The sequence below is a fragment of the Microbacterium sp. X-17 genome, assembly GCF_039615055.1.
This window is the reverse complement of the sequence record NZ_JBDHNI010000007.1, coordinates 15271-32921: the sequence shown is the minus strand read 5'-3', so window position 1 is coordinate 32921 and position 17651 is coordinate 15271. Positions and strand designations below refer to the sequence as shown.

17 protein-coding genes and 1 tRNA gene are annotated in these 17651 nt (G+C 71.0%); 16 read left to right on the top strand and 2 right to left on the bottom strand.

Annotated features, from left to right (window positions below; translation table 11 throughout):
- The first annotated feature begins 45 nt into the window (after positions 1 to 45).
- The 4 genes from ileS to ndk are packed head-to-tail and all read left to right on the top strand — an operon-like array spanning position 46 to position 5598.
- Positions 46 to 3432: an isoleucine--tRNA ligase gene (gene ileS / locus ABCS02_RS29105; protein WP_345839213.1), complete on the top strand. Its 3387-nt coding sequence runs from the start codon at positions 46 to 48 to the stop codon at positions 3430 to 3432.
- Entirely contained in the window at positions 3429 to 4796 is a 1368-nt protein-coding gene (locus ABCS02_RS29100; protein ID WP_345839212.1) for a folylpolyglutamate synthase/dihydrofolate synthase family protein, read from the top strand. Before ileS ends, ABCS02_RS29100 begins: the two co-directional genes overlap by 4 nt.
- The gene (locus tag ABCS02_RS29095; protein WP_345839211.1) at positions 4793 to 5179 is read left to right on the top strand and encodes a DUF4233 domain-containing protein; all 387 of its coding nucleotides are present in this window, start codon (positions 4793 to 4795) and stop codon (positions 5177 to 5179) included. Before ABCS02_RS29100 ends, ABCS02_RS29095 begins: the two co-directional genes overlap by 4 nt.
- Positions 5176 to 5598 carry a nucleoside-diphosphate kinase gene (gene ndk / locus ABCS02_RS29090; RefSeq protein ID WP_345839210.1) on the top strand — a complete coding sequence of 141 codons (423 nt, stop codon included), beginning with the start codon at positions 5176 to 5178 and terminating at the stop codon, positions 5596 to 5598. The genes ABCS02_RS29095 and ndk overlap by 4 nt, the downstream gene beginning before the upstream one ends.
- Positions 5599 to 5664: 66 nt before the next feature.
- Here the strand turns inward: ndk and ABCS02_RS29085 are convergent, their stop codons facing one another.
- Positions 5665 to 6309 carry a vitamin K epoxide reductase family protein gene (locus ABCS02_RS29085; protein WP_345839209.1) on the bottom strand — a complete coding sequence of 215 codons (645 nt, stop codon included), beginning with the start codon at positions 6307 to 6309 and terminating at the stop codon, positions 5665 to 5667.
- Between the two features lie 319 nt (positions 6310 to 6628).
- Here ABCS02_RS29085 and ABCS02_RS29080 point away from each other — a divergent pair, with 319 nt between their 5' ends.
- Positions 6629 to 9127, top strand: a complete 2499-nt coding sequence (locus ABCS02_RS29080) for an Rne/Rng family ribonuclease (protein WP_345839208.1) — start codon at positions 6629 to 6631, stop codon at positions 9125 to 9127.
- A 30-nt stretch (positions 9128 to 9157) separates the two neighbouring features.
- On the opposite strand, the gene ABCS02_RS29075 is transcribed toward ABCS02_RS29080, so the two are convergent.
- The gene (locus ABCS02_RS29075) at positions 9158 to 9433 is read right to left on the bottom strand and encodes a DUF4031 domain-containing protein (RefSeq protein ID WP_345839207.1); all 276 of its coding nucleotides are present in this window, start codon (positions 9431 to 9433) and stop codon (positions 9158 to 9160) included.
- Positions 9434 to 9692: 259 nt separating this feature from the next.
- Between ABCS02_RS29075 and rplU the strand changes: the two genes are divergently transcribed.
- The 11 genes from rplU (at position 9693) to ABCS02_RS29020 (ending at position 17637) form a co-directional block, all read left to right on the top strand.
- Positions 9693 to 10001: a 50S ribosomal protein L21 gene (rplU, locus tag ABCS02_RS29070; RefSeq protein WP_345839206.1), complete on the top strand. Its 309-nt coding sequence runs from the start codon at positions 9693 to 9695 to the stop codon at positions 9999 to 10001.
- A 31-nt stretch (positions 10002 to 10032) separates the two neighbouring features.
- The gene (gene rpmA, locus ABCS02_RS29065) at positions 10033 to 10290 is read left to right on the top strand and encodes a 50S ribosomal protein L27 (protein ID WP_345839205.1); all 258 of its coding nucleotides are present in this window, start codon (positions 10033 to 10035) and stop codon (positions 10288 to 10290) included.
- An 81-nt stretch (positions 10291 to 10371) separates the two neighbouring features.
- Positions 10372 to 11943, top strand: a complete 1572-nt coding sequence (obgE, locus tag ABCS02_RS29060; RefSeq protein ID WP_345839204.1) for a GTPase ObgE — start codon at positions 10372 to 10374, stop codon at positions 11941 to 11943.
- Positions 11940 to 12788, top strand: a complete 849-nt coding sequence (gene proB / locus ABCS02_RS29055; protein WP_345839203.1) for a glutamate 5-kinase — start codon at positions 11940 to 11942, stop codon at positions 12786 to 12788. The genes obgE and proB overlap by 4 nt, the downstream gene beginning before the upstream one ends.
- 9 nt (positions 12789 to 12797) lie before the next feature.
- Positions 12798 to 14066 carry a glutamate-5-semialdehyde dehydrogenase gene (locus tag ABCS02_RS29050; protein ID WP_345839202.1) on the top strand — a complete coding sequence of 423 codons (1269 nt, stop codon included), beginning with the start codon at positions 12798 to 12800 and terminating at the stop codon, positions 14064 to 14066.
- A gap of 73 nt (positions 14067 to 14139) precedes the next feature.
- A complete protein-coding gene (locus ABCS02_RS29045; protein ID WP_345839201.1) occupies positions 14140 to 14382 on the top strand; it encodes a hypothetical protein in 243 nt (80 codons plus the stop codon).
- Between the two features lie 20 nt (positions 14383 to 14402).
- Complete coding sequence (gene nadD, locus ABCS02_RS29040) at positions 14403 to 15005, top strand: nicotinate-nucleotide adenylyltransferase (protein ID WP_345839200.1); 603 nt, start codon at positions 14403 to 14405, stop codon at positions 15003 to 15005.
- A complete protein-coding gene (locus ABCS02_RS29035; protein ID WP_345839199.1) occupies positions 15002 to 16234 on the top strand; it encodes a hypothetical protein in 1233 nt (410 codons plus the stop codon). Before nadD ends, ABCS02_RS29035 begins: the two co-directional genes overlap by 4 nt.
- Before the next feature lie 49 nt (positions 16235 to 16283).
- On the top strand, positions 16284 to 16658 hold the full coding sequence (rsfS, locus tag ABCS02_RS29030; RefSeq protein WP_345839198.1) for a ribosome silencing factor: 375 nt from the start codon (positions 16284 to 16286) through the stop codon (positions 16656 to 16658).
- Between the two features lie 126 nt (positions 16659 to 16784).
- A tRNA-Ala gene (locus tag ABCS02_RS29025) sits at positions 16785 to 16857 on the top strand.
- A gap of 135 nt (positions 16858 to 16992) precedes the next feature.
- Complete coding sequence (locus ABCS02_RS29020; RefSeq protein ID WP_345839197.1) at positions 16993 to 17637, top strand: hypothetical protein; 645 nt, start codon at positions 16993 to 16995, stop codon at positions 17635 to 17637.
- Positions 17638 to 17651 lie beyond the last annotated feature (14 nt).

Sequence of the window (17651 nt, the reverse complement as noted above, 5' to 3'; positions counted from 1 at the left end):
CGAGCGTCCGGCGTCCTCGTGCAGATCACGACTGCCAGGAGAGAGATGCCGTACCCCAAGTCCGCACCGGACGGAGCGCCCGAGCCCACGGGGCGCCAGCCTCAGGACGTCACGCCGTCCCCGGTCTTCCCGGAGATCGAGACCGATGTCCTCGCCTTCTGGGCGGAGGACGGCACCTTCCGCGCCTCGGTCGAGAACCGCGAGGGCGCGCCCGAGTGGGTCTTCTACGACGGCCCGCCGTTCGCCAACGGCCTCCCGCACTACGGCCACCTGCTGACCGGCTACGCCAAGGACGTCTTCCCGCGCTTCCAGACGATGCGCGGCAAGAAGGTCGAGCGCCGGTTCGGCTGGGACACCCACGGGCTCCCCGCCGAGCTGGAGGCGGAGCGGCAGCTCGGCATCACCGACAAGAGCCAGATCGAGGAGATGGGCCTCGCCGCCTTCAACCAGGCCGCGAAGGACTCCGTGCTGCGCTACACGCGCGAGTGGCAGGAGTACGTCACCCGTCAGGCGCGCTGGGTCGACTTCGACAATGACTACAAGACGCTCGACACCTCCTACATGGAGTCGGTGATCTGGGCGTTCAAGCAGCTCCACGAGAAGGGGCTCGCCTACGAGGGCCACCGCGTCCTCCCGTACTGCTGGCGCGACCAGACCCCGCTGTCCAACCACGAGCTGCGCATGGACGACGACGTCTACAAGATGCGTCAGGACCAGACCGTCACCGTCACCTTCCCGCTGACCGGCGCGAAGGCGGAGGCCCTCGGCCTCACCGGCGTGCGCGCCCTGGCCTGGACGACGACCCCGTGGACCCTGCCGACCAACCTGGCGCTCGTCGTCGGGCCGGACATCGAGTACGCGGTCGTCCCCGCCGGCCCCAACGGCGCGGGGGACGTGCACGGGCGCGCGATCGGCCGGCACAGCGCCGGGCTGCGCGAGGAGGACTCGCTGAGCGGCGAGTACCTGCTGGCCGTCGACCTCGTCGGCAACTACGCGAAGGACCTCGGCTACGGCTCCCCGGAGGCCGCGCGCGACGCGGTCAGCCGCACGGTCCGCGGCCGCGAGCTGGAGGGCGTCACCTACGACCGGCTCTGGGACTACTACGCCGACACCGAGAAGTACGGCACGCAGAACGCGTGGCAGATCCTCGTCGACGACTACGTGACCACCGAGGACGGCACCGGCATCGTCCACCAGGCCCCCGCCTACGGCGAGGACGACCAGCGCGTCTGCGAGGCCGCGGGCATCCCGGTGATCATCTCGGTGGACGACGGCGCGCGCTTCCTCGCCGAGGTGCAGGACGTGGCCGGCCTCCAGGTCTTCGAGGCGAACAAGCCGCTGACCACGCTGCTGCGCGAGGACGGCCGGCTGCTGCGCCAGGCGAGCTACGAGCACTCGTACCCGCACTGCTGGCGCTGCCGCAACCCGCTGATCTACAAGGCGGTGTCGAGCTGGTTCGTGCGCGTCACCGAGTTCCGCGACCGGATGGTCGAGCTCAACCAGGGCATCAACTGGGTGCCGGAGAACGTCAAGGACGGCCAGTTCGGCAAGTGGCTGGCCGGCGCCCGCGACTGGTCCGTGTCCCGTAACCGCTACTTCGGCTCGCCGATCCCGGTGTGGAAGAGCGACGACCCGGAGTTCCCGCGGGTCGACGTGTACGGCTCGCTGGAGGAGCTGGAGCGCGACTTCGGGAGGCTGCCGGTGAACGCCGCGGGCGAGCCCGACCTGCACCGCCCGTTCATCGACGAGCTCACCCGGCCGAACCCGGACGACCCGTCCGGGCGCTCGACCATGCGCCGCATCCCGGACGTGCTCGACGTCTGGTTCGACTCCGGCTCGATGCCGTTCGCGCAGGTGCACTACCCGTTCGAGAACCACGACTGGTTCGACAGCCACAACCCGGCCGACTTCATCGTGGAGTACATCGGGCAGACCCGCGGCTGGTTCTACCTGCTGCACACGCTCGGCACCGCGCTGTTCGACCGCCCCGCGTTCACGAACGTGATCTCGCACGGCATCGTGCTCGGCAGCGACGGCCAGAAGATGTCCAAATCGCTGCGCAACTACCCGGATGTCAACGAGGTCTTCGACCGCGACGGCTCCGACGCGATGCGCTGGTTCCTGATGTCGAGCCCCGTGCTGCGCGGCGGAAACCTCATCGTCACCGAGGAGGGCATCCGGGAGGGCGTCCGCCAGGTGCTACTGCCGCTGTGGAGCACGTGGTACTTCTACTCCCTGTACGCGAACGCCACGGGCTACGAGGCGACGCGCTCGACGGCGTCCACCGACGTGCTCGACCGCTACCTGCTCGCCAAGACACGCGACCTGGTGGAGGCCGTGACCGCCGACCTGGAGGGGCTCGACTCGACGCTCGCCTCGGCCAAGCTGCGCGATTTCGCCGACGTGCTCACCAACTGGTACGTGCGCCGCTCGCGTGACCGGTTCTGGACCGGCGTGGCCGAGGACGGCTCGGGCGCCGAGGCGTTCGACACCCTCTACACGGTGCTGGAGACCCTGACCCGGGTCGCCGCCCCGCTGCTCCCGCTGGTCAGCGAGCGCATCTGGAAGGACCTCACCGGAGGCCGCAGCGTGCACCTCGAAGACTGGCCCGACGCTGAGGAGTTCCCGGCCGACGACGCACTGGCCGACGCGATGGACCGCATCCGCGCGATCAGCTCGACCGCGCTCTCGCTGCGCAAGCAGTCCGGCCGCCGCGTGCGCCTGCCGCTCGCGTCGCTGACCGTGGTGGCATCAGACGCGGACGCCCTGCGGCCGTTCGAGGGCATCCTGCGCGACGAGCTCAACGTCAAGGCGGTCGAGCTGGTCGAGCTCGCCGACGACAGCGCGGACGCCTACGGCATCACCAGCAAGCTGACCGTGAACGCCCGCGCCGCGGGTCCCCGGCTCGGCAAGCAGGTGCAGCAGGTCATCCAGGCCGCCCGCGGCGGCGACTGGTCGGAGCACGACGGAGTCGTTACCGTGGGCGGCGTGGAGCTGGTCGAGGGCGAGTACGAGCTGGTCCTGGAGACCGCTCAGGCCGACGACGAGGCGACCTCGGCGCTGGCGCTGCTGGCCGGCGGCGGCTTCGTCCTGCTCGACACGGCCACGACGCCTGCACTGGAGGCCGAGGGTCTGGCCCGCGACGTCATCCGCGCCGTGCAGGACACCCGCAAGGCGGCCGGGCTCGACGTGAGCGACCGGATCGAGCTGAGCGTCGCGTTCGAGCACGACGACGACGTGGCGGCCATCGCGCTCGCGGGCGAGGCCGTCGACATCGCGGCCGAGACCCTGGCGCTGGAGTTCGAGTTCGTCTCGGCGGGGGAGCGCTCCGGCGACGGCCGCGACGACTTCAGCAAGGACTTCGCCGCGGGACTGTACGCGAACGCGGGCCGGTTCACGGTCGGCGTGACGAAGGTGGAGGCGACCCGATGACCGACGACGACGACCTGCGCGAGGAGGCCGAGGCGGTCTACCAGGCGCTCCTCGCCCGCGTCGGCGAGGGCGCCCCGGAGCGCCGCCTCGACGCGACCCGCCGTGCCGTGGAGCTGCTCGGCGACCCGCAGCGGGCGTACCCGATCATCCACATCACCGGGACGAACGGGAAGACCTCGACCAGCCGGATCGCCGAGAGCATCCTGCGCGCCTACGGCCTGCGCACCGGCCTGCTGACCAGCCCGCACCTGGTGCGCTTCAACGAGCGCATCATGATCGACGGCGTGCCGATCACCGACGAGGCCCTGGTCAGCAACTGGGAGGACGTCCGCCCGTACCTGGAGATCGTCGACGCCGAGCTGCAGGAACAGGGCAAGGCGCCGCTGACCTTCTTCGAGGCGCTCACCGCGCTGGCGTTCGCGGCCTTCGCGGACGCCCCGGTCGACGTCGCCGTGATCGAGGTCGGCATGGGCGGCGAGTGGGACTCCACCAACGTCGGCGACGGCCAGGTGGCCGTCTTCACGCCCATCTCGCTCGACCACACCAAGCAGCTCGGCAACACGGTGCGGGAGATCGCGCGCACCAAGTCGGGCATCATCAAGCCGTCCGCCGACGTCGTGACCTCGGCGCAGGCCCCGGAGGCCATGACCGAGCTGGAGGAGGCCGCCCGGCTCACCGAGTCGACCCTCGCGGCCCAGCCGCAGGCGTTCGACGTCGTGAGCACGCAGGTCGCCGTCGGCGGCCAGCTGGTCACCGTGCGCGGCCGAGCGGCCACCTACGAGGACGTCTTCCTCCCGCTCTACGGCGATCACCAGGCGCAGAACGCCGCGGTGGCGGTCGCGGCGGTCGAGACCTTCCTCGGCCGCGGCACCCAGCCGCTGAAGACGGACCTGGTGGAGGAAGGCTTCGCCACCGCCACCTCGCCCGGCCGCCTCCAGCTGATCGGCGTCGAGCCGACCATCCTGGTCGACGCCGCCCACAACCCGGCGGGCGCCGCGACCCTCGCCGACGCGCTGCGGAGGTACTTCGACTTCGACGAGCTCACCTTCGTGGTCGGCAGCCTCGGCGACAAGGACGCCCGCGGCGTCATCCGCGCTCTCACCCCGGTCGCGACGCAGTTCTTCGTGACGGAGCCCGCGTCCGACCGCGCCCTGCCGGCCGAGGACCTCGGCGACATCGTGCGCGAGGAGGCCGGCGACGAGGCGACGATCGTCTACAGCGACGGACTCGACGCCCTGGAGGCCGCCCGCGAGTGGGCGGGTGAGGAGCCGCGCCGCGCCGTGGTCGTCACCGGCTCCATCGTGCTGGTGGGCGCCGCGATGGCGTACGCCGACGAGCAGGGCTGGAAGGACGCGACCGCGTGAGCGACGCCAAGCAGCCGCGCGCCCGCCGGCAGCGCTCCCTGCGCGAGAGCCTCGGCTCGATCGTGCTCGGCTTCGAGCTGATCGTGGTCTTCCTCGGCGCGCTCGTGCTCTTCGGGCTGAACGCCCTGCCCGCGTGGGCGGCGCTCGGCGGGGGAGCGCTCGTGGTCGTGCTGATGATCGCGGCCATCGGGCTCATGCGGAACCGCGTCGGCGTCGTCCTCGGCTGGATCGTCCAGCTCCTCGTCGTCGCCGCCGGCTTCCTCCAGCCCGCCTTCTTCATCGTGGGGGCGATCTTCACGGCCATGTGGACCTACTGCATGATCGTCGCCTCCCGCATCGACCGGAACAACATCGACCGGAACAACCGAACGGAGACCAGATGACCACCGCCGTCGAAGAGACCCTCGTCCTCGTCAAGCCCGACGGAGTCGCCCGCAACCTCACGGGCGAGATCCTGCGCCGCATCGAGGCCAAGGGCTACTCGCTCGTCGACCTGCGCATGCTGCAGGCCGACCGGGAGCTGCTCGCGAAGCACTACGCCGAGCACGAGGGCAAGCCCTTCTACGAGCCGCTCGTGGAGTTCATGGAGTCCGGCCCCGTCGTCGCCCTGCGCGTCGCGGGCAACCGCGTGATCGAGGGCTTCCGCTCGCTCGCCGGCGCCACCGACCCGACCACCGCGCTGCCCGGCACGATCCGCGGCGACCTGGCCCGCGACTGGGGCCTGAAGGTGCAGCAGAACCTGGTCCACGGCTCGGACTCGCCCGAGTCGGCGCAGCGCGAGCTCGCGCTCTGGTTCGGCTGAGCAGTCGCCGAAACGAGAACGGCTCCCGGCCTCATGGCTGGGAGCCGTTCTGCGTTGTCGGGCGGGTCAGACGAACGCGCGGTGGATCCAGTCGAGCTGGATCTGCGCCAGCACCGCGACGATCGCGTAGCTGACGATCGTGATCAGCGGCACCCAGCTGTAGAGGGTCCCGAAGAACCGGCGCGCACGCTCGGGGACGGGGATGTGCCCCTCCTTGAGGTTGTAGAGCGTCACCGCCCAGAACGTCGGGATGGTGACGGTCCAGGTGACCATGCACCAGGGGCAGAGCACGTTGAGCACGGTCAGCGACTCGGTGATGAGGAAGATCACCAGCACCAGGGCGAGCACGACGCCGGCGTTGAAGGCGATCCAGTACCAGCGAGCGAAGCGCCCGGCGGCGAACAGGCCGACGCCGACCGCGATGGTGGCCGTCCAGCCGGCGAGGCCGAGGAGCGGGTTCGGGAAGCCGAGGAGGGACCCTTGCCACGACCCCAGGTTCTTGCTGCAGCCGACGAGCACGTTGAAGTTGCAGGAGAGCTGGGCGTGGGAGTCCGCGAGCAGGTGGAACTTGTCCTGCGTCAGCATGAACGCGGCCCAGAAGCCGATGGCTCCGGCGACGATCAGGAAGATCGCGAGGGCGGTCGGGCGGCGGTACTCCACGGGAGCGGGATCGGTCGTCTGGTCGGCGGTCGCGGTCTTCGAGGCTGGCACAGTCGGATTATGGCATGACGCGGCGCGCCCGATCTGTGAACGCGGGTTGCGCCGGTCCACGGCCCCCGACATGCGATAATCGTTGGATACGTCGTCCCGGCAGCATGCCGGCCGACACGAACAGAAGGCTTGAGGGCGCCAGGTGCGCCCGAATGAACAGCCGGCCATGCAGGCCGGCACAAGACAAGGGAGAGCCGGACGCGGGTGCCACGAGCACCGGCAGTCCGAGCCAGGATTACGGCAGGCGCCGCGCGCGGCGCCTCCGACGGAGAGTACCCGGTGAGCGGGTTGCCGCCACCGGTCGAGGAGTGCACCAGCGATGGTGGAAAACGAGAATATCGACAGCACGAGCAGCAACGATGAGGGAGCGGGAGGCCGCAGGCGCCGGGGCATCTTCGGCAGCAGACGGGTGACCCGTCCGGCCGGGACCGCCGAGACGCCGGTGTTCGCCGGTGAGCGCGAGATCGCCGAGCAGGAGGTCGTCGCCGAGCAGGCGGTGACCGACGTGACGGTCGCCGTCACCGAGGAGACGGCCGCGGCCGTCCCCGCCGCGGAGTCCGCCGTCGACGTCGCGACGATCGCCGCCGACGGCCACGAGCCCCCGGCCCTGCCGGAGCGCCACGGCGAGGAGCCGGAGGCGGCCGGCGCCGTCATCCCCGGCCTGCCGCCGACCACGCTCCTGTTCCAGGCGCCTGACATCCTGCCGCTGCCCCCGCTCCCGGACGAGGAGCCCACCGGCACCATGCGCCGCCGCTCGCGCCGCCGCGCGGGCGAGAACGGCCGCACCGAGGCGAACGACCCGGCGAACACCGTCGTCAAGGTCCGCACGCCGCGCGAGCCGGAGCTGATCACCGAGCCGCAGAAGGTCAAGGGCTCGACCCGCCTGGAGGCCAAGAAGCAGCGCCGCCGCGACGGCCGCGACGCCGGCCGCCGCCGCCCGGTCATCACCGAGGCGGAGTTCCTGGCGCGCCGCGAGTCCGTCGACCGCCAGATGGTCGTCCGCTCGAAGGGCGGGCGCATCCAGATCGGCGTGCTGGAGGACAAGGTCCTGGTCGAGCACTACGTCGCCCGGTCGCAGGAGGCCTCCCTCATCGGCAACGTCTACCTCGGCCGCGTGCAGAACGTGCTGCCGAGCATGGAGGCGGCCTTCGTCGACATCGGCCGCGGCCGCAACGCCGTGCTCTACTCCGGCGAGGTCGACTGGGACGCGGTGGAGACCGGCAACCAGCCCCGCCGCATCGAGCTCGCCCTCAAGGCGGGCGACCGCGTGCTCGTCCAGGTCACCAAGGACCCGGTCGGCCACAAGGGCGCGCGCCTGACCAGCCAGATCTCGCTGCCCGGCCGCTACCTCGTGTACGTGCCGAACGGCTCGATGAACGGGATCAGCCGCAAGCTGCCCGACACCGAGCGCTCGCGGCTCAAGAAGATCCTCAAGGAGGTGCTCCCGGAGAGCGCCGGCGTGATCGTGCGCACCGCCGCCGAGGGCGCCACCGAGGAGCAGCTCACCCTCGACGTCACCCGCCTCACCGCGCAGTGGGCGGACATCAGCCGTCAGGTCGAGACGCAGCAGGCGCCCGCGCTCCTGCACAGCGAGCCCGACCTTCTGATCAAGATCATCCGCGACGTCTTCAACGAGGACTTCCAGAAGCTGGTCATCGCCGGCGACGACGCGCGCCAGACGATCGAGAGCTACCTGCGCCAGGTCGCCCCCGACCTGATCGACCGCGTGGAGGCCTACACCGGCGACCGCGACGCGTTCGACGAGTACCGGGTCACCGAGCAGATCGAGAAGGCGCTGGAGCGCAAGGTCTGGCTGCCCTCCGGCGGCTCCCTGGTCATCGACCGCACCGAGGCCATGACCGTGGTCGACGTCAACACCGGCAAGTTCGTCGGCTCCGGCGGCAACCTGGAGGAGACGGTCACCAAGAACAACCTGGAGGCCGCGGAGGAGATCGTCCGCCAGCTCCGGCTGCGCGACATCGGCGGCATCATCGTCGTCGACTTCATCGACATGGTGCTGGAGTCCAACCGCGACCTGGTGCTGCGCCGCCTGATCGAGTGCCTGAGCCGCGACCGGACCAAGCACCAGGTGGCGGAGGTCACCTCGCTCGGCCTCGTCCAGATGACCCGCAAGAAGCTCGGCCTCGGCCTGCTGGAGACCTTCAGCGAGGCCTGCGAGGTCTGCGCCGGCCGCGGCGTGATCGTGCACCACGACCCGGTGGTGAAGCACCGCCAGCCGCAGCAGCAGCAGCCGCAGGGCGAGCGCCGCCGCGGCCGTGGCGGCAGCGGGAACGGCAACGGCGGCGGTCAGCAGCAGGCGAGCGTGCCGCACACCACGGGCACGCACGCGATCACCGACGACGCCAAGAACGCGCTCGCGCAGATCGCGGCCTCGACCATCCACCCGCACCACGAGGGGGAGGCCGCACCGGCCGAGGCCGCGCCCGCTCCCGAGGCGCCCGCCGCCGACGCCGCGCCCAAGAAGCGCCGCCGCAAGGGCAAGGGCCCCCGCGACGAGCAGCGTCCGGCCGAGGCCCCGGAGGCCGCTGCCGAGCCCGCCGCGGCACAGGAGTCTGCTCCGGCTGCCGACGAGCACCCGCACCTGGACTTCCCGGTGATCGACCTGCCCGAGCCGACCGCCCCGGTGGCGCAGGCTCCGGTCGCGACCGCTGTGGAGACCGAGCTGCTGCTCGACTCCGTGCTGGACTCCCTCCCGCAGCCGAAGGCGCCGGGCCAGGGTCGCAGTCGAGGCAGCCGCCGGGCGAGCACGGCCGTCATCAGCGGCGGCCAGATCGCCGGAGAGCGCCGCGAGGACTGATCCGCCCCTCGTGCGCCGTCGCCGACTCTGTCAGTGACGGCGCACGCGGTCGCGCGCCCGCACACGCAGGCCGCTGGCGATGAGCCGGGCGACCAGCTCCTTGCCGCCGACCGCCACCGCTCCCGCCGCCACGAGCTCGTCGTAGCGGCGGTCGGGCACGTCGTAGTGGTCGAGGTCGAACGCGCGCGCCGGGACGTTCGCGGCGACGGCGAACGCGTGCAGCTCGTCCAGCGAGGAGTCGCTGACCAGGTGCGACCACAACATGCCGTGGGCGGGCCATGCCGGGGGATCGATCAGGACCGTCATACAATGATTGTAGGAACCGGTCCCGTCCAGGGTTCCGGTCGGTCTCGACGCCCCCTCGCTGAATTGACGGGTCGTGCGGCGTCGGGTAAAGTTGACCGTTGGTGTGTGCCGGTAGCCCGGTGCACCTCCACGGTTTTCTGAGAGCCACCCGCCGCCATCGGCGGGCGAGAGCTCGCCAGTAACTCCCTGAACAAACAAGAGCAGGACAGGTCCACGGCATCGCCGGGGGAGCTGATCCCCGACGAAAAGGTACGTGAAAGTGGTTTACGCAGTTGTGCGCGCCGGTGGCCGGCAGGAGAAGGTCGAGGTCGGCACCATCGTGACGATGGACCGCATCAAGGCCGACAAGGACGGCAACGTCGAGCTGGCCGCCGTCCTGCTCGTCGACGGTGACAAGATCACCTCCGACGCGAAGTCCCTCGCCAAGGTGACGGTGACCGCCGAGGTCCTGGGCGACCTGCGCGGCCCGAAGATCGTCATCCAGAAGTTCAAGAACAAGACCGGCTACAAGAAGCGCCAGGGCCACCGTCAGGAGCTCACGCGCGTCAAGATCACCGGCATCAAGTAGCCGACAGAGAACCTCTCGAGGAGAAGAAGACATGGCACACAAAAAGGGCGCGAGCTCCACTCGCAACGGTCGTGACTCCAACGCGCAGCGCCTCGGCGTGAAGCGCTTCGGCGGCCAGACCGTCAACGCCGGCGAGATCCTGGTCCGCCAGCGCGGCACGCACTTCCACCCGGGCGCGAACGTCGGCCGCGGTGGCGACGACACGCTGTTCGCCCTCTCGGCCGGCGCGGTCGAGTTCGGCACCAAGGGCGGCCGCAAGGTCGTCAACATCGTGGCCGCCGAGGCCTGAGCCTCACCCACGACAGCACTTCACGGATGGGCGGGCTTCGGCCCGCCCATCCGTCGTTATACAGAGATCTGAGGAGCACCCATGGCCACGTTCGTGGACCGCGTGACATTGCATCTGCGCGCGGGCAACGGCGGAAACGGGTGCGTCTCGGTCCGCCGCGAGAAGTTCAAGCCGCTCGCCGGCCCCGACGGCGGCAACGGCGGCAACGGCGGCGACATCGTGCTTGTGGCCGACCCGCAGGTCACCACGCTGCTCGGCTACCACCGCCACCCGCACCGCTCCAGCGACAACGGCGGCTTCGGGATGGGCGACCACCGCAGCGGCTACACCGGCGTCGAGCTCGAACTGCCGGTTCCGGTCGGCACCGTCGTCAAGTCGCCCGACGGCGAGGAGCTCGCCGACCTGACCGAGCCGGGCATGCGCTTCGTCGCTGCCGCCGGCGGTCTGGGAGGGCTCGGCAACGCCGCCCTCGCGACCCAGAAGCGCAAGGCTCCCGGGTTCGCGCTGCTCGGCACGCCCGGCTGGGAGGGCGACGTCCTCCTGGAGCTGAAGACCGTCGCCGATGTCGCGCTCGTCGGCTACCCGTCCGCGGGCAAGTCGAGCCTGATCGCCGCGCTGTCGGCGGCAAAGCCGAAGATCGCGGACTATCCGTTCACCACGCTGCACCCGAACCTGGGCGTCGTGCAGGCCGGCGATGTGCGCTACACGGTCGCGGACGTCCCCGGCCTCATCGAGGGCGCGAGCGAGGGCCGCGGCCTCGGGCTGGAGTTCCTGCGCCACGTCGAGCGGTGCTCCGCCCTCCTGCACGTGCTCGACTGCGCCACGCTGGAGCCCGGCCGCGACCCGCTGAGCGACCTGGAGGTCATCCTCGGCGAACTGGCCGCCTACCCGGTGCCCGAGGGCCAGGTGCCCCTGCTGGAGCGCCCGCAGCTCATCGCGCTCAATAAGATCGACGTCCCGGAGGGCCGCGAGCTGGCCGACTTCGTCCGCCCCGACCTGGAGGCGCGCGGCTACCGCGTGTTCGAGATCTCCACGGTCAGCCACGAGGGCCTGCGCGCGCTGTCGTTCGCGCTGGCCGAGCTGGTGGAGGATGCCCGTGTGGCCGAGGCGGCGGAGGCGGAGATCCGCCCGCGCATCGTCATCCGGCCGAAGGCCGTGGACGACTCCGGCTTCACCGTCAAGGTCGAGGGCGGCTCCGACGGCCCCGTCTTCCGCATCCTCGGCGCGAAGCCGGAGCGCTGGGTCGCCCAGACCGACTTCGCCAACGACGAGGCCGTGGGCTACCTGGCCGACCGGCTCGCCAAGCTGGGCGTCGAGGACCGCCTCTTCACCGCGGGCGCCGTCGCCGGCTCCACGGTCGTGATCGGCCGCGACAACGGCGTGGTCTTCGACTGGGAGCCGACGCTGACCTCCACGGCCGAGCTGATCACCTCGCCGCGCGGCACGGACGCGCGCATCGACGCGAGCGCGCGCCCGACCCGCAACCAGCGCCGCGAGGAGTACTTCGAGCGGATGGACGGCAAGGCCGAGGCCCGTGCCGAGCTCCTCCGCGAGAAGGAGGCCGGCCTCTGGCAGGACGACGACTACGACGACTACGACGGCCAGGACTCCGGATCCCGGGGTGAGGCGGAAGGCGGGACGGCCAGGCAATGACGATCGACCAGCGCGCCCAGGTCCCGACCGCACGACGGATCGTCGTCAAGGTCGGCTCGTCGTCGATCAGCGGCGACAACGCGGGGCAGATCGGCCCGCTGGTCGACGCCCTCGCCGAGGCCCACGGCCGCGGCTCGCAGGTCATCCTGGTGTCCTCCGGCGCGATCGCCACCGGCATCCCGTACCTCTCGCTGGACGGCCGCCCCACCGACCTGGCCACCCAGCAGGCGGCGGCCGCCGTCGGCCAGAACGTCCTCATCTACCGGTACCAGGACAGCCTGGACCGTTACGAGATCGTCGCGGGGCAGGTGCTGCTGACCGCGGGCGACATGGAGAACCCGACCCACCGCAGCAACGCGAAGCGCGCGATGGAGCGGCTGCTCGACCTGCGCATCCTGCCCATCGTCAACGAGAACGACACCGTGGCCACCCACGAGATCCGGTTCGGCGACAACGACCGGCTCGCCGCGCTGGTGGCGCTGCTGGTGGAGGCCGACCTGCTCGTCCTGCTCTCTGATGTGGACGCGCTCTACACGAAGCCGCCGCAGGAGCCGGGCGCCGAGCGCATCGGGCACGTCGGCTGGCAGGACGAGCTCGCGGGCGTCGAGATCGGCTCCACCGGGCTGTCCGGGGTCGGCACCGGGGGAGCGCTGACCAAGGTGTCGGCCGCGCGTCAGGCCGCCGAGCGCGGGACGGCCGTCATCCTCACGGCGACGACCCTCGTGGCCGAGGCGCTGCGCGGCGAGACCGTCGGCACCTGGTTCGCTCCCGCGCCCAGCTCGGACGCCCCGGCGGCCACCGCTCCGGCGCACGACCCCGAGGCCGCTGAGGCCGCCACGGCCTAGACTTGACGCATGTCCTCGACCGTCGCCGCCCCCACCTCGCTCGCTGATCGCCTGGCTGCGGCCAAGGCCGCGTCGCTGCCGCTGGCGACGGCGACGACCGAGCAGAAGAACGCGGCGCTGCGCGCGATCGCCGAGGGCGTCGTCGCGGCCGAGGAAGGCATCCTCGCCGCCAACGAGCTCGACCTCGCCAACGGGCGTGAGAACGGGCTCTCCGCCGGCCTGCTCGACCGGCTGACGCTGACCCCGGCCCGGCTGCAGAGCCTCGCCGACGCGGTGCGGGAGGTCGTCGGCCTCACCGACCCGGTCGGCCAGGTGGTGCGCGGCAGCGACCTCCCGAACGGCGTGAAGATCGCCCAGACCCGCGTGCCGTTCGGCGTGGTCGGCGCGATCTACGAGGCCAGGCCGAACGTCACCATCGACATCGCGTCGCTGGCGATCAAGAGCGGCAACGCGGTCGTCCTGCGCGGCGGCACCGCGGCCCTCAACACCAACGCCGTGCTCGTGGAGGTCGTCCGCGACGCGCTGGCGAGCGCCGGCCTCCCCGCCGACGCCGCGCAGACCATCGACGAGTTCGGCCGCGACGGAGCCGCCGAGCTGATGCGCGCCCGCGGCCTGGTCGACGTGCTGATCCCGCGGGGGAGCGCCGACCTGATCCAGGCCGTCGTCACGCAGTCGAGCGTCCCGGTGATCGAGACCGGCGCCGGCGTCGTCCACATCGTGCTGGACGAGAGCGCGCGCGAGGACTGGGCGGTCGACATCGTCCGCAACGCCAAGGTCCAGCGACCCAGCGTGTGCAACGCCGTGGAGACCCTGCTGGTGCACCGGAACGCCGCGGAGCGTCTGCTGCGCCCCGTGCTCGGCGCGCTCGCGGAGGCCGGCGTCACCATCCACGCCGACGAGACCGCGCTGCCGTACGCCCCCGGCGGCGTCCCGGTCACAGACGAGGACTACGCGACCGAGCACATGAGCCTCGACATCTCGGTGCGCGTCGTGGACGACCTCGACGCCGCCATCGCGCACATCCGCCGCTACTCCACCCAGCACACGGAGGCGATCGTCACCAACGACCTCGCCAACGCCGACCGCTTCCTCGCGGAGGTCGACTCGGCGGTCGTCATGGTCAACGCCTCCACCCGGTTCACCGACGGCGGCGAGTTCGGCTTCGGCGCGGAGGTCGGCATCTCCACCCAGAAGCTGCACGCGCGCGGCCCGATGGGGCTGCCGGAGCTGACGAGCACCAAGTGGATCGTGCGCGGGTCCGGCCAGATCCGCGGCTGAACGACCGCTAGACTGAGGAACGGCCTCGCGCCACCGCGCCTTCATCACAGCGCCCCCGAAAGGAACACCACCGATGTCCCAGTTGACGACCATCATCGCCGCGGCCGCAGCGGAGACCCACGTCGAGCTGCCCATGCCCACCTGGGCCTACGGCACGATCGCGATCGTCACCTTCCTGTGCCTCCTCGGTGTCATGTTCAGCTTCCGCGACGTGTCCAACCGGCACAGCCACCGCTCGGCCCCCGACGCCGCGGCGCACGCCACCGCCCCGGGCGCCACCCACCACGGCACCGGTCACCCGACGCAGGGGCACTGAGGCCTCACCGACCCCCACACATGGAGCTGACCGAGAAGAGCCGTCCACGCATCGGCGTGATGGGCGGCACGTTCGATCCGATCCATCACGGCCACCTGGTCGCCGCGAGCGAGGTCGCGCAGTCGTTCGACCTCGACGAGGTGGTCTTCGTGCCCACCGGCCAGCCCTGGCAGAAGGGCGAGGTCACGACCGCCGAGCACCGCTATCTGATGACGGTGATCGCCACGGCCTCCAACCCGCGGTTCACCGTCAGCCGGGTCGACGTCGACCGCGTCGGGCCCACCTACACGATCGACACCCTGCGCGATCTGCGCGCGGAGCGACCGGACGCGGAGCTCTTCTTCATCACCGGCGCCGACGCGATCGCGCAGATCCTGAGCTGGCGCGATATCGACGAGCTCTGGAAGCTCGCGCACTTCGTTGCTGTGAGTCGCCCGGGACACGACCTCAATATTTCTGGATTGCCGAAACAGGACGTAAGCTTGTTGGAAGTTCCGGCCCTGGCGATCTCGTCCACCGACTGCCGGAGCCGGGTGAGCAGGGGATTCCCCGTCTGGTACCTCGTCCCCGACGGGGTGGTCCAGTACATCTCCAAACATCACTTGTATCGGAGCGTGGAATGACGTCATGGCCTGAACAGCCAGCGGAAGCGAGCCAGCCGCCGCAGACACGGCGACAGGCCAGAGAGAGCGAGCGTACGGCGGCTCGTCAAGCGGCGCGCCGCGCGGGCACCTCCGAGGCGACCCCGGCGGGGGAGATCCCCGAGACGTCGGCGACGCCCGGCGCCGAGGCGCAGGCCTCCGATGAGGAGCAGGCTCCCGCCATCCCCGCCTCCGCGTTCGCCGAGCCCGGCGTCTCGTCGGGCGGCAGCTTCGACAACCTCCTGTTCAGCGCTCCGCAGCGTCCGGCCGCCGACCCCGGCTCCGACGCCTCGTCGTTCGACCTGTTCCGTCAGGCGCCGGACCCGTCCAAGCCCGAGCCGGTCACGCAGCCGATGTCCGTGCTGCCGTCGTCCGCCGCGGCTCCGGTCCGCGCCACCTCCCCGCAGATCACCACGGCTCCGTCTACGGCGTCGGACGACGAGTCCGATCCGACCGGCGAGCGCACGCTCACCCGCCGTGAGCTGCGCGCGATGCTGCAGGCGCAGGCGGCGAACCAGGCGAGCCACTCGCCGGCCATCGCCGAGCCGATCATCCCCGTGACCTTCACCGATGAGACGGCTCCCGTGTCCGCGGCGCAGCAGGCCGACACCGCGGTGACGTCCTCTCCGGCGTCCGTCTTCACCGGCTTCGGGTCGCAGGCCGCTGCCGCTCCCGCGCCGGCCGCTGCCGTGCCCGCCGAGGCGGACGAGGACGTCTCCGCCCAGGAGCGCCGTCCGTTCACACCGCCGACCGGTCACTGGTCGACGGCGGCCGAGCTGGAGGACGGCTCCGAGCCGATCACCTCCCGCAACGTCGGCCACTCGACGGCGGCAACCACGACCAACGCGCTCATCCTCCCGTCGCTGCCGCAGGCGGACGCGACCGGCCCGCTGACCAGCACGGGCGAGATCCTCGTCACCGGCTCGATCGACCTCCCGCGCACGCTGGGAGCGACCGGCGCCCACGACCGCATCGACTCCTCGGACATCGACCGGCTGCTTGACAGCGAGGTGAACGAGTTCAACACCTCCGAGGTCGCGCCGGTGCGCGCGTCGCGTGCGATCAGCACGCACACGTCGACGCGCGGCGTGATCGCCCCGCCGAAGAAGCGCGGCAACGCCCTCCCCGTCGTGCTCATGGTGACCGCGGGTGTCCTCGCGGTCGGCGTGATCGGCCTGCTGATCGCGGCGTACGTGCTCCACGTCTTCTGATGACCCGCGAACGCCTCTTCTCGACCCGCACTCTCCCGAAGGACTCTCTGTGACCGCATCCCCGCACGCCCGGGACATCCTCCAGCTCGCGGCCGCGGCCGCCGACTCGAAGGGCGGCATCGACCTGGTGGCGCTCGACGTCTCCGGCCCGCTGCCGCTGACGGACGCCTTCCTCCTGGTGTCGGGCTCGGTCGAGCGCAACGTGATCGCGATCGCATCCGAGGTGGAGGACCGCCTCAACGACGCGGGCGTCCGCACGCTGCGCCGCGAGGGCAAGTCGGAGGGTCGCTGGATCCTCCTCGACTTCGGTGACCTGGTGGTGCACGTCTTCCACGAGGAGGACCGCATGTACTACGCCCTCGAGCGCCTGTGGAAGGACTGCCCAGTCCTCCCGCTGGAACTGCCCGTCCACAGCGCGGAGTAGGCAGCGCGGAGCGGCGGCACGCGCACACGCCCGGGCTGCACGACCGATTTACGTTGCGCCGCCCGCGTGTAGTACGCTTGATGAGTTGCCCGGGGGAGCCCGGACAGCGCAAGACAAACTGAATACGGGTCTGTGGCGCAGCTGGTAGCGCACCTGCATGGCATGCAGGGGGTCAGGGGTTCGAGTCCCCTCAGATCCACTTCTGGAAGGCCGTCTTCCGCGTAATCACGCGGAAGGCGGCCTTTTTCGTGGTCAGGCGTCATTCTCACGCTGTCGGGTGATCTCTTAGGTGAAGCACCACCTCGCACTCGCCGACACCTGCAAAGGAACGACCATGACCATCACCGATTCGAGCCGCAGGAGGCGTCGCCGACTGACGCCGCTGGCCCTCATCGCGGGAGCGGTGGGAACCGTGCTTCTCGCGCTCAGCCTCACCGGGACCCTGTCGGGGTTCGTGGCGAGCATCACCAACACGACGAACACCGCCGGCACCGGTGCACTCGTCATGCAGGAGAAGGACTCCACCGGCACCATCACCTGCCTCAGCACGAACGGCGGCTCGGTGTCGACCAACGCCGCCACCTGCTCGACCATCAACAAGTTCGGCGGCAACCTGGCGATGGTGCCCGGCACCGCGGTCTCCACGAACATCACGATCACCAACACGGGCACGGTGCCGGCGAACACGTTCACGCTGACCCCGGGCACGACGTGCACCCAGTCGGCGAACGGCGCCGCGAACGGGACCGCGACCGACCTGTGCGCGAAGCTGAACGTGGTCATCACCTCCGGGGCGACCACGGTCTACTCCGGCACCGTGGCGGCACTCGCCGGGCACGCGGCGTTCGCGCTGGCGACCCCGGTGGCGCCGGGCACGACGGTGCCGTTCACGTTCGCCGTGACGCTCGCGTCGACGGCGGACAACACCTACCAGGGCCTGCAGGCGTCGCTGCCGCTCACCTGGGCCTTCGCCAGCTGAGTCCGGTTCCCCCT

What these genes read in the sequence shown, in the direction of transcription:
- nadD (WP_345839200.1), top strand. Translation starts at nt 14,403, where the DNA reads ATGGAGCTGACCGAGAAGAGCCGTCCACGCATCGGCGTGATGGGCGGC.
- ileS (WP_345839213.1), top strand. Translation starts at nt 46, where the DNA reads ATGCCGTACCCCAAGTCCGCACCGGACGGAGCGCCCGAGCCCACGGGG.
- proB (WP_345839203.1), top strand. Translation starts at nt 11,940, where the DNA reads ATGACGATCGACCAGCGCGCCCAGGTCCCGACCGCACGACGGATCGTC.
- ABCS02_RS29020 (WP_345839197.1), top strand. Translation starts at nt 16,993, where the DNA reads ATGACCATCACCGATTCGAGCCGCAGGAGGCGTCGCCGACTGACGCCG.
- ABCS02_RS29050 (WP_345839202.1), top strand. Translation starts at nt 12,798, where the DNA reads ATGTCCTCGACCGTCGCCGCCCCCACCTCGCTCGCTGATCGCCTGGCT.
- ABCS02_RS29035 (WP_345839199.1), top strand. Translation starts at nt 15,002, where the DNA reads ATGACGTCATGGCCTGAACAGCCAGCGGAAGCGAGCCAGCCGCCGCAG.
- ABCS02_RS29080 (WP_345839208.1), top strand. Translation starts at nt 6,629, where the DNA reads ATGGTGGAAAACGAGAATATCGACAGCACGAGCAGCAACGATGAGGGA.
- ndk (WP_345839210.1), top strand. Translation starts at nt 5,176, where the DNA reads ATGACCACCGCCGTCGAAGAGACCCTCGTCCTCGTCAAGCCCGACGGA.
- ABCS02_RS29100 (WP_345839212.1), top strand. Translation starts at nt 3,429, where the DNA reads ATGACCGACGACGACGACCTGCGCGAGGAGGCCGAGGCGGTCTACCAG.
- ABCS02_RS29075 (WP_345839207.1), bottom strand. Translation starts at nt 9,433, where the DNA reads ATGACGGTCCTGATCGATCCCCCGGCATGGCCCGCCCACGGCATGTTG.
- rpmA (WP_345839205.1), top strand. Translation starts at nt 10,033, where the DNA reads ATGGCACACAAAAAGGGCGCGAGCTCCACTCGCAACGGTCGTGACTCC.
- ABCS02_RS29045 (WP_345839201.1), top strand. Translation starts at nt 14,140, where the DNA reads ATGTCCCAGTTGACGACCATCATCGCCGCGGCCGCAGCGGAGACCCAC.
- obgE (WP_345839204.1), top strand. Translation starts at nt 10,372, where the DNA reads ATGGCCACGTTCGTGGACCGCGTGACATTGCATCTGCGCGCGGGCAAC.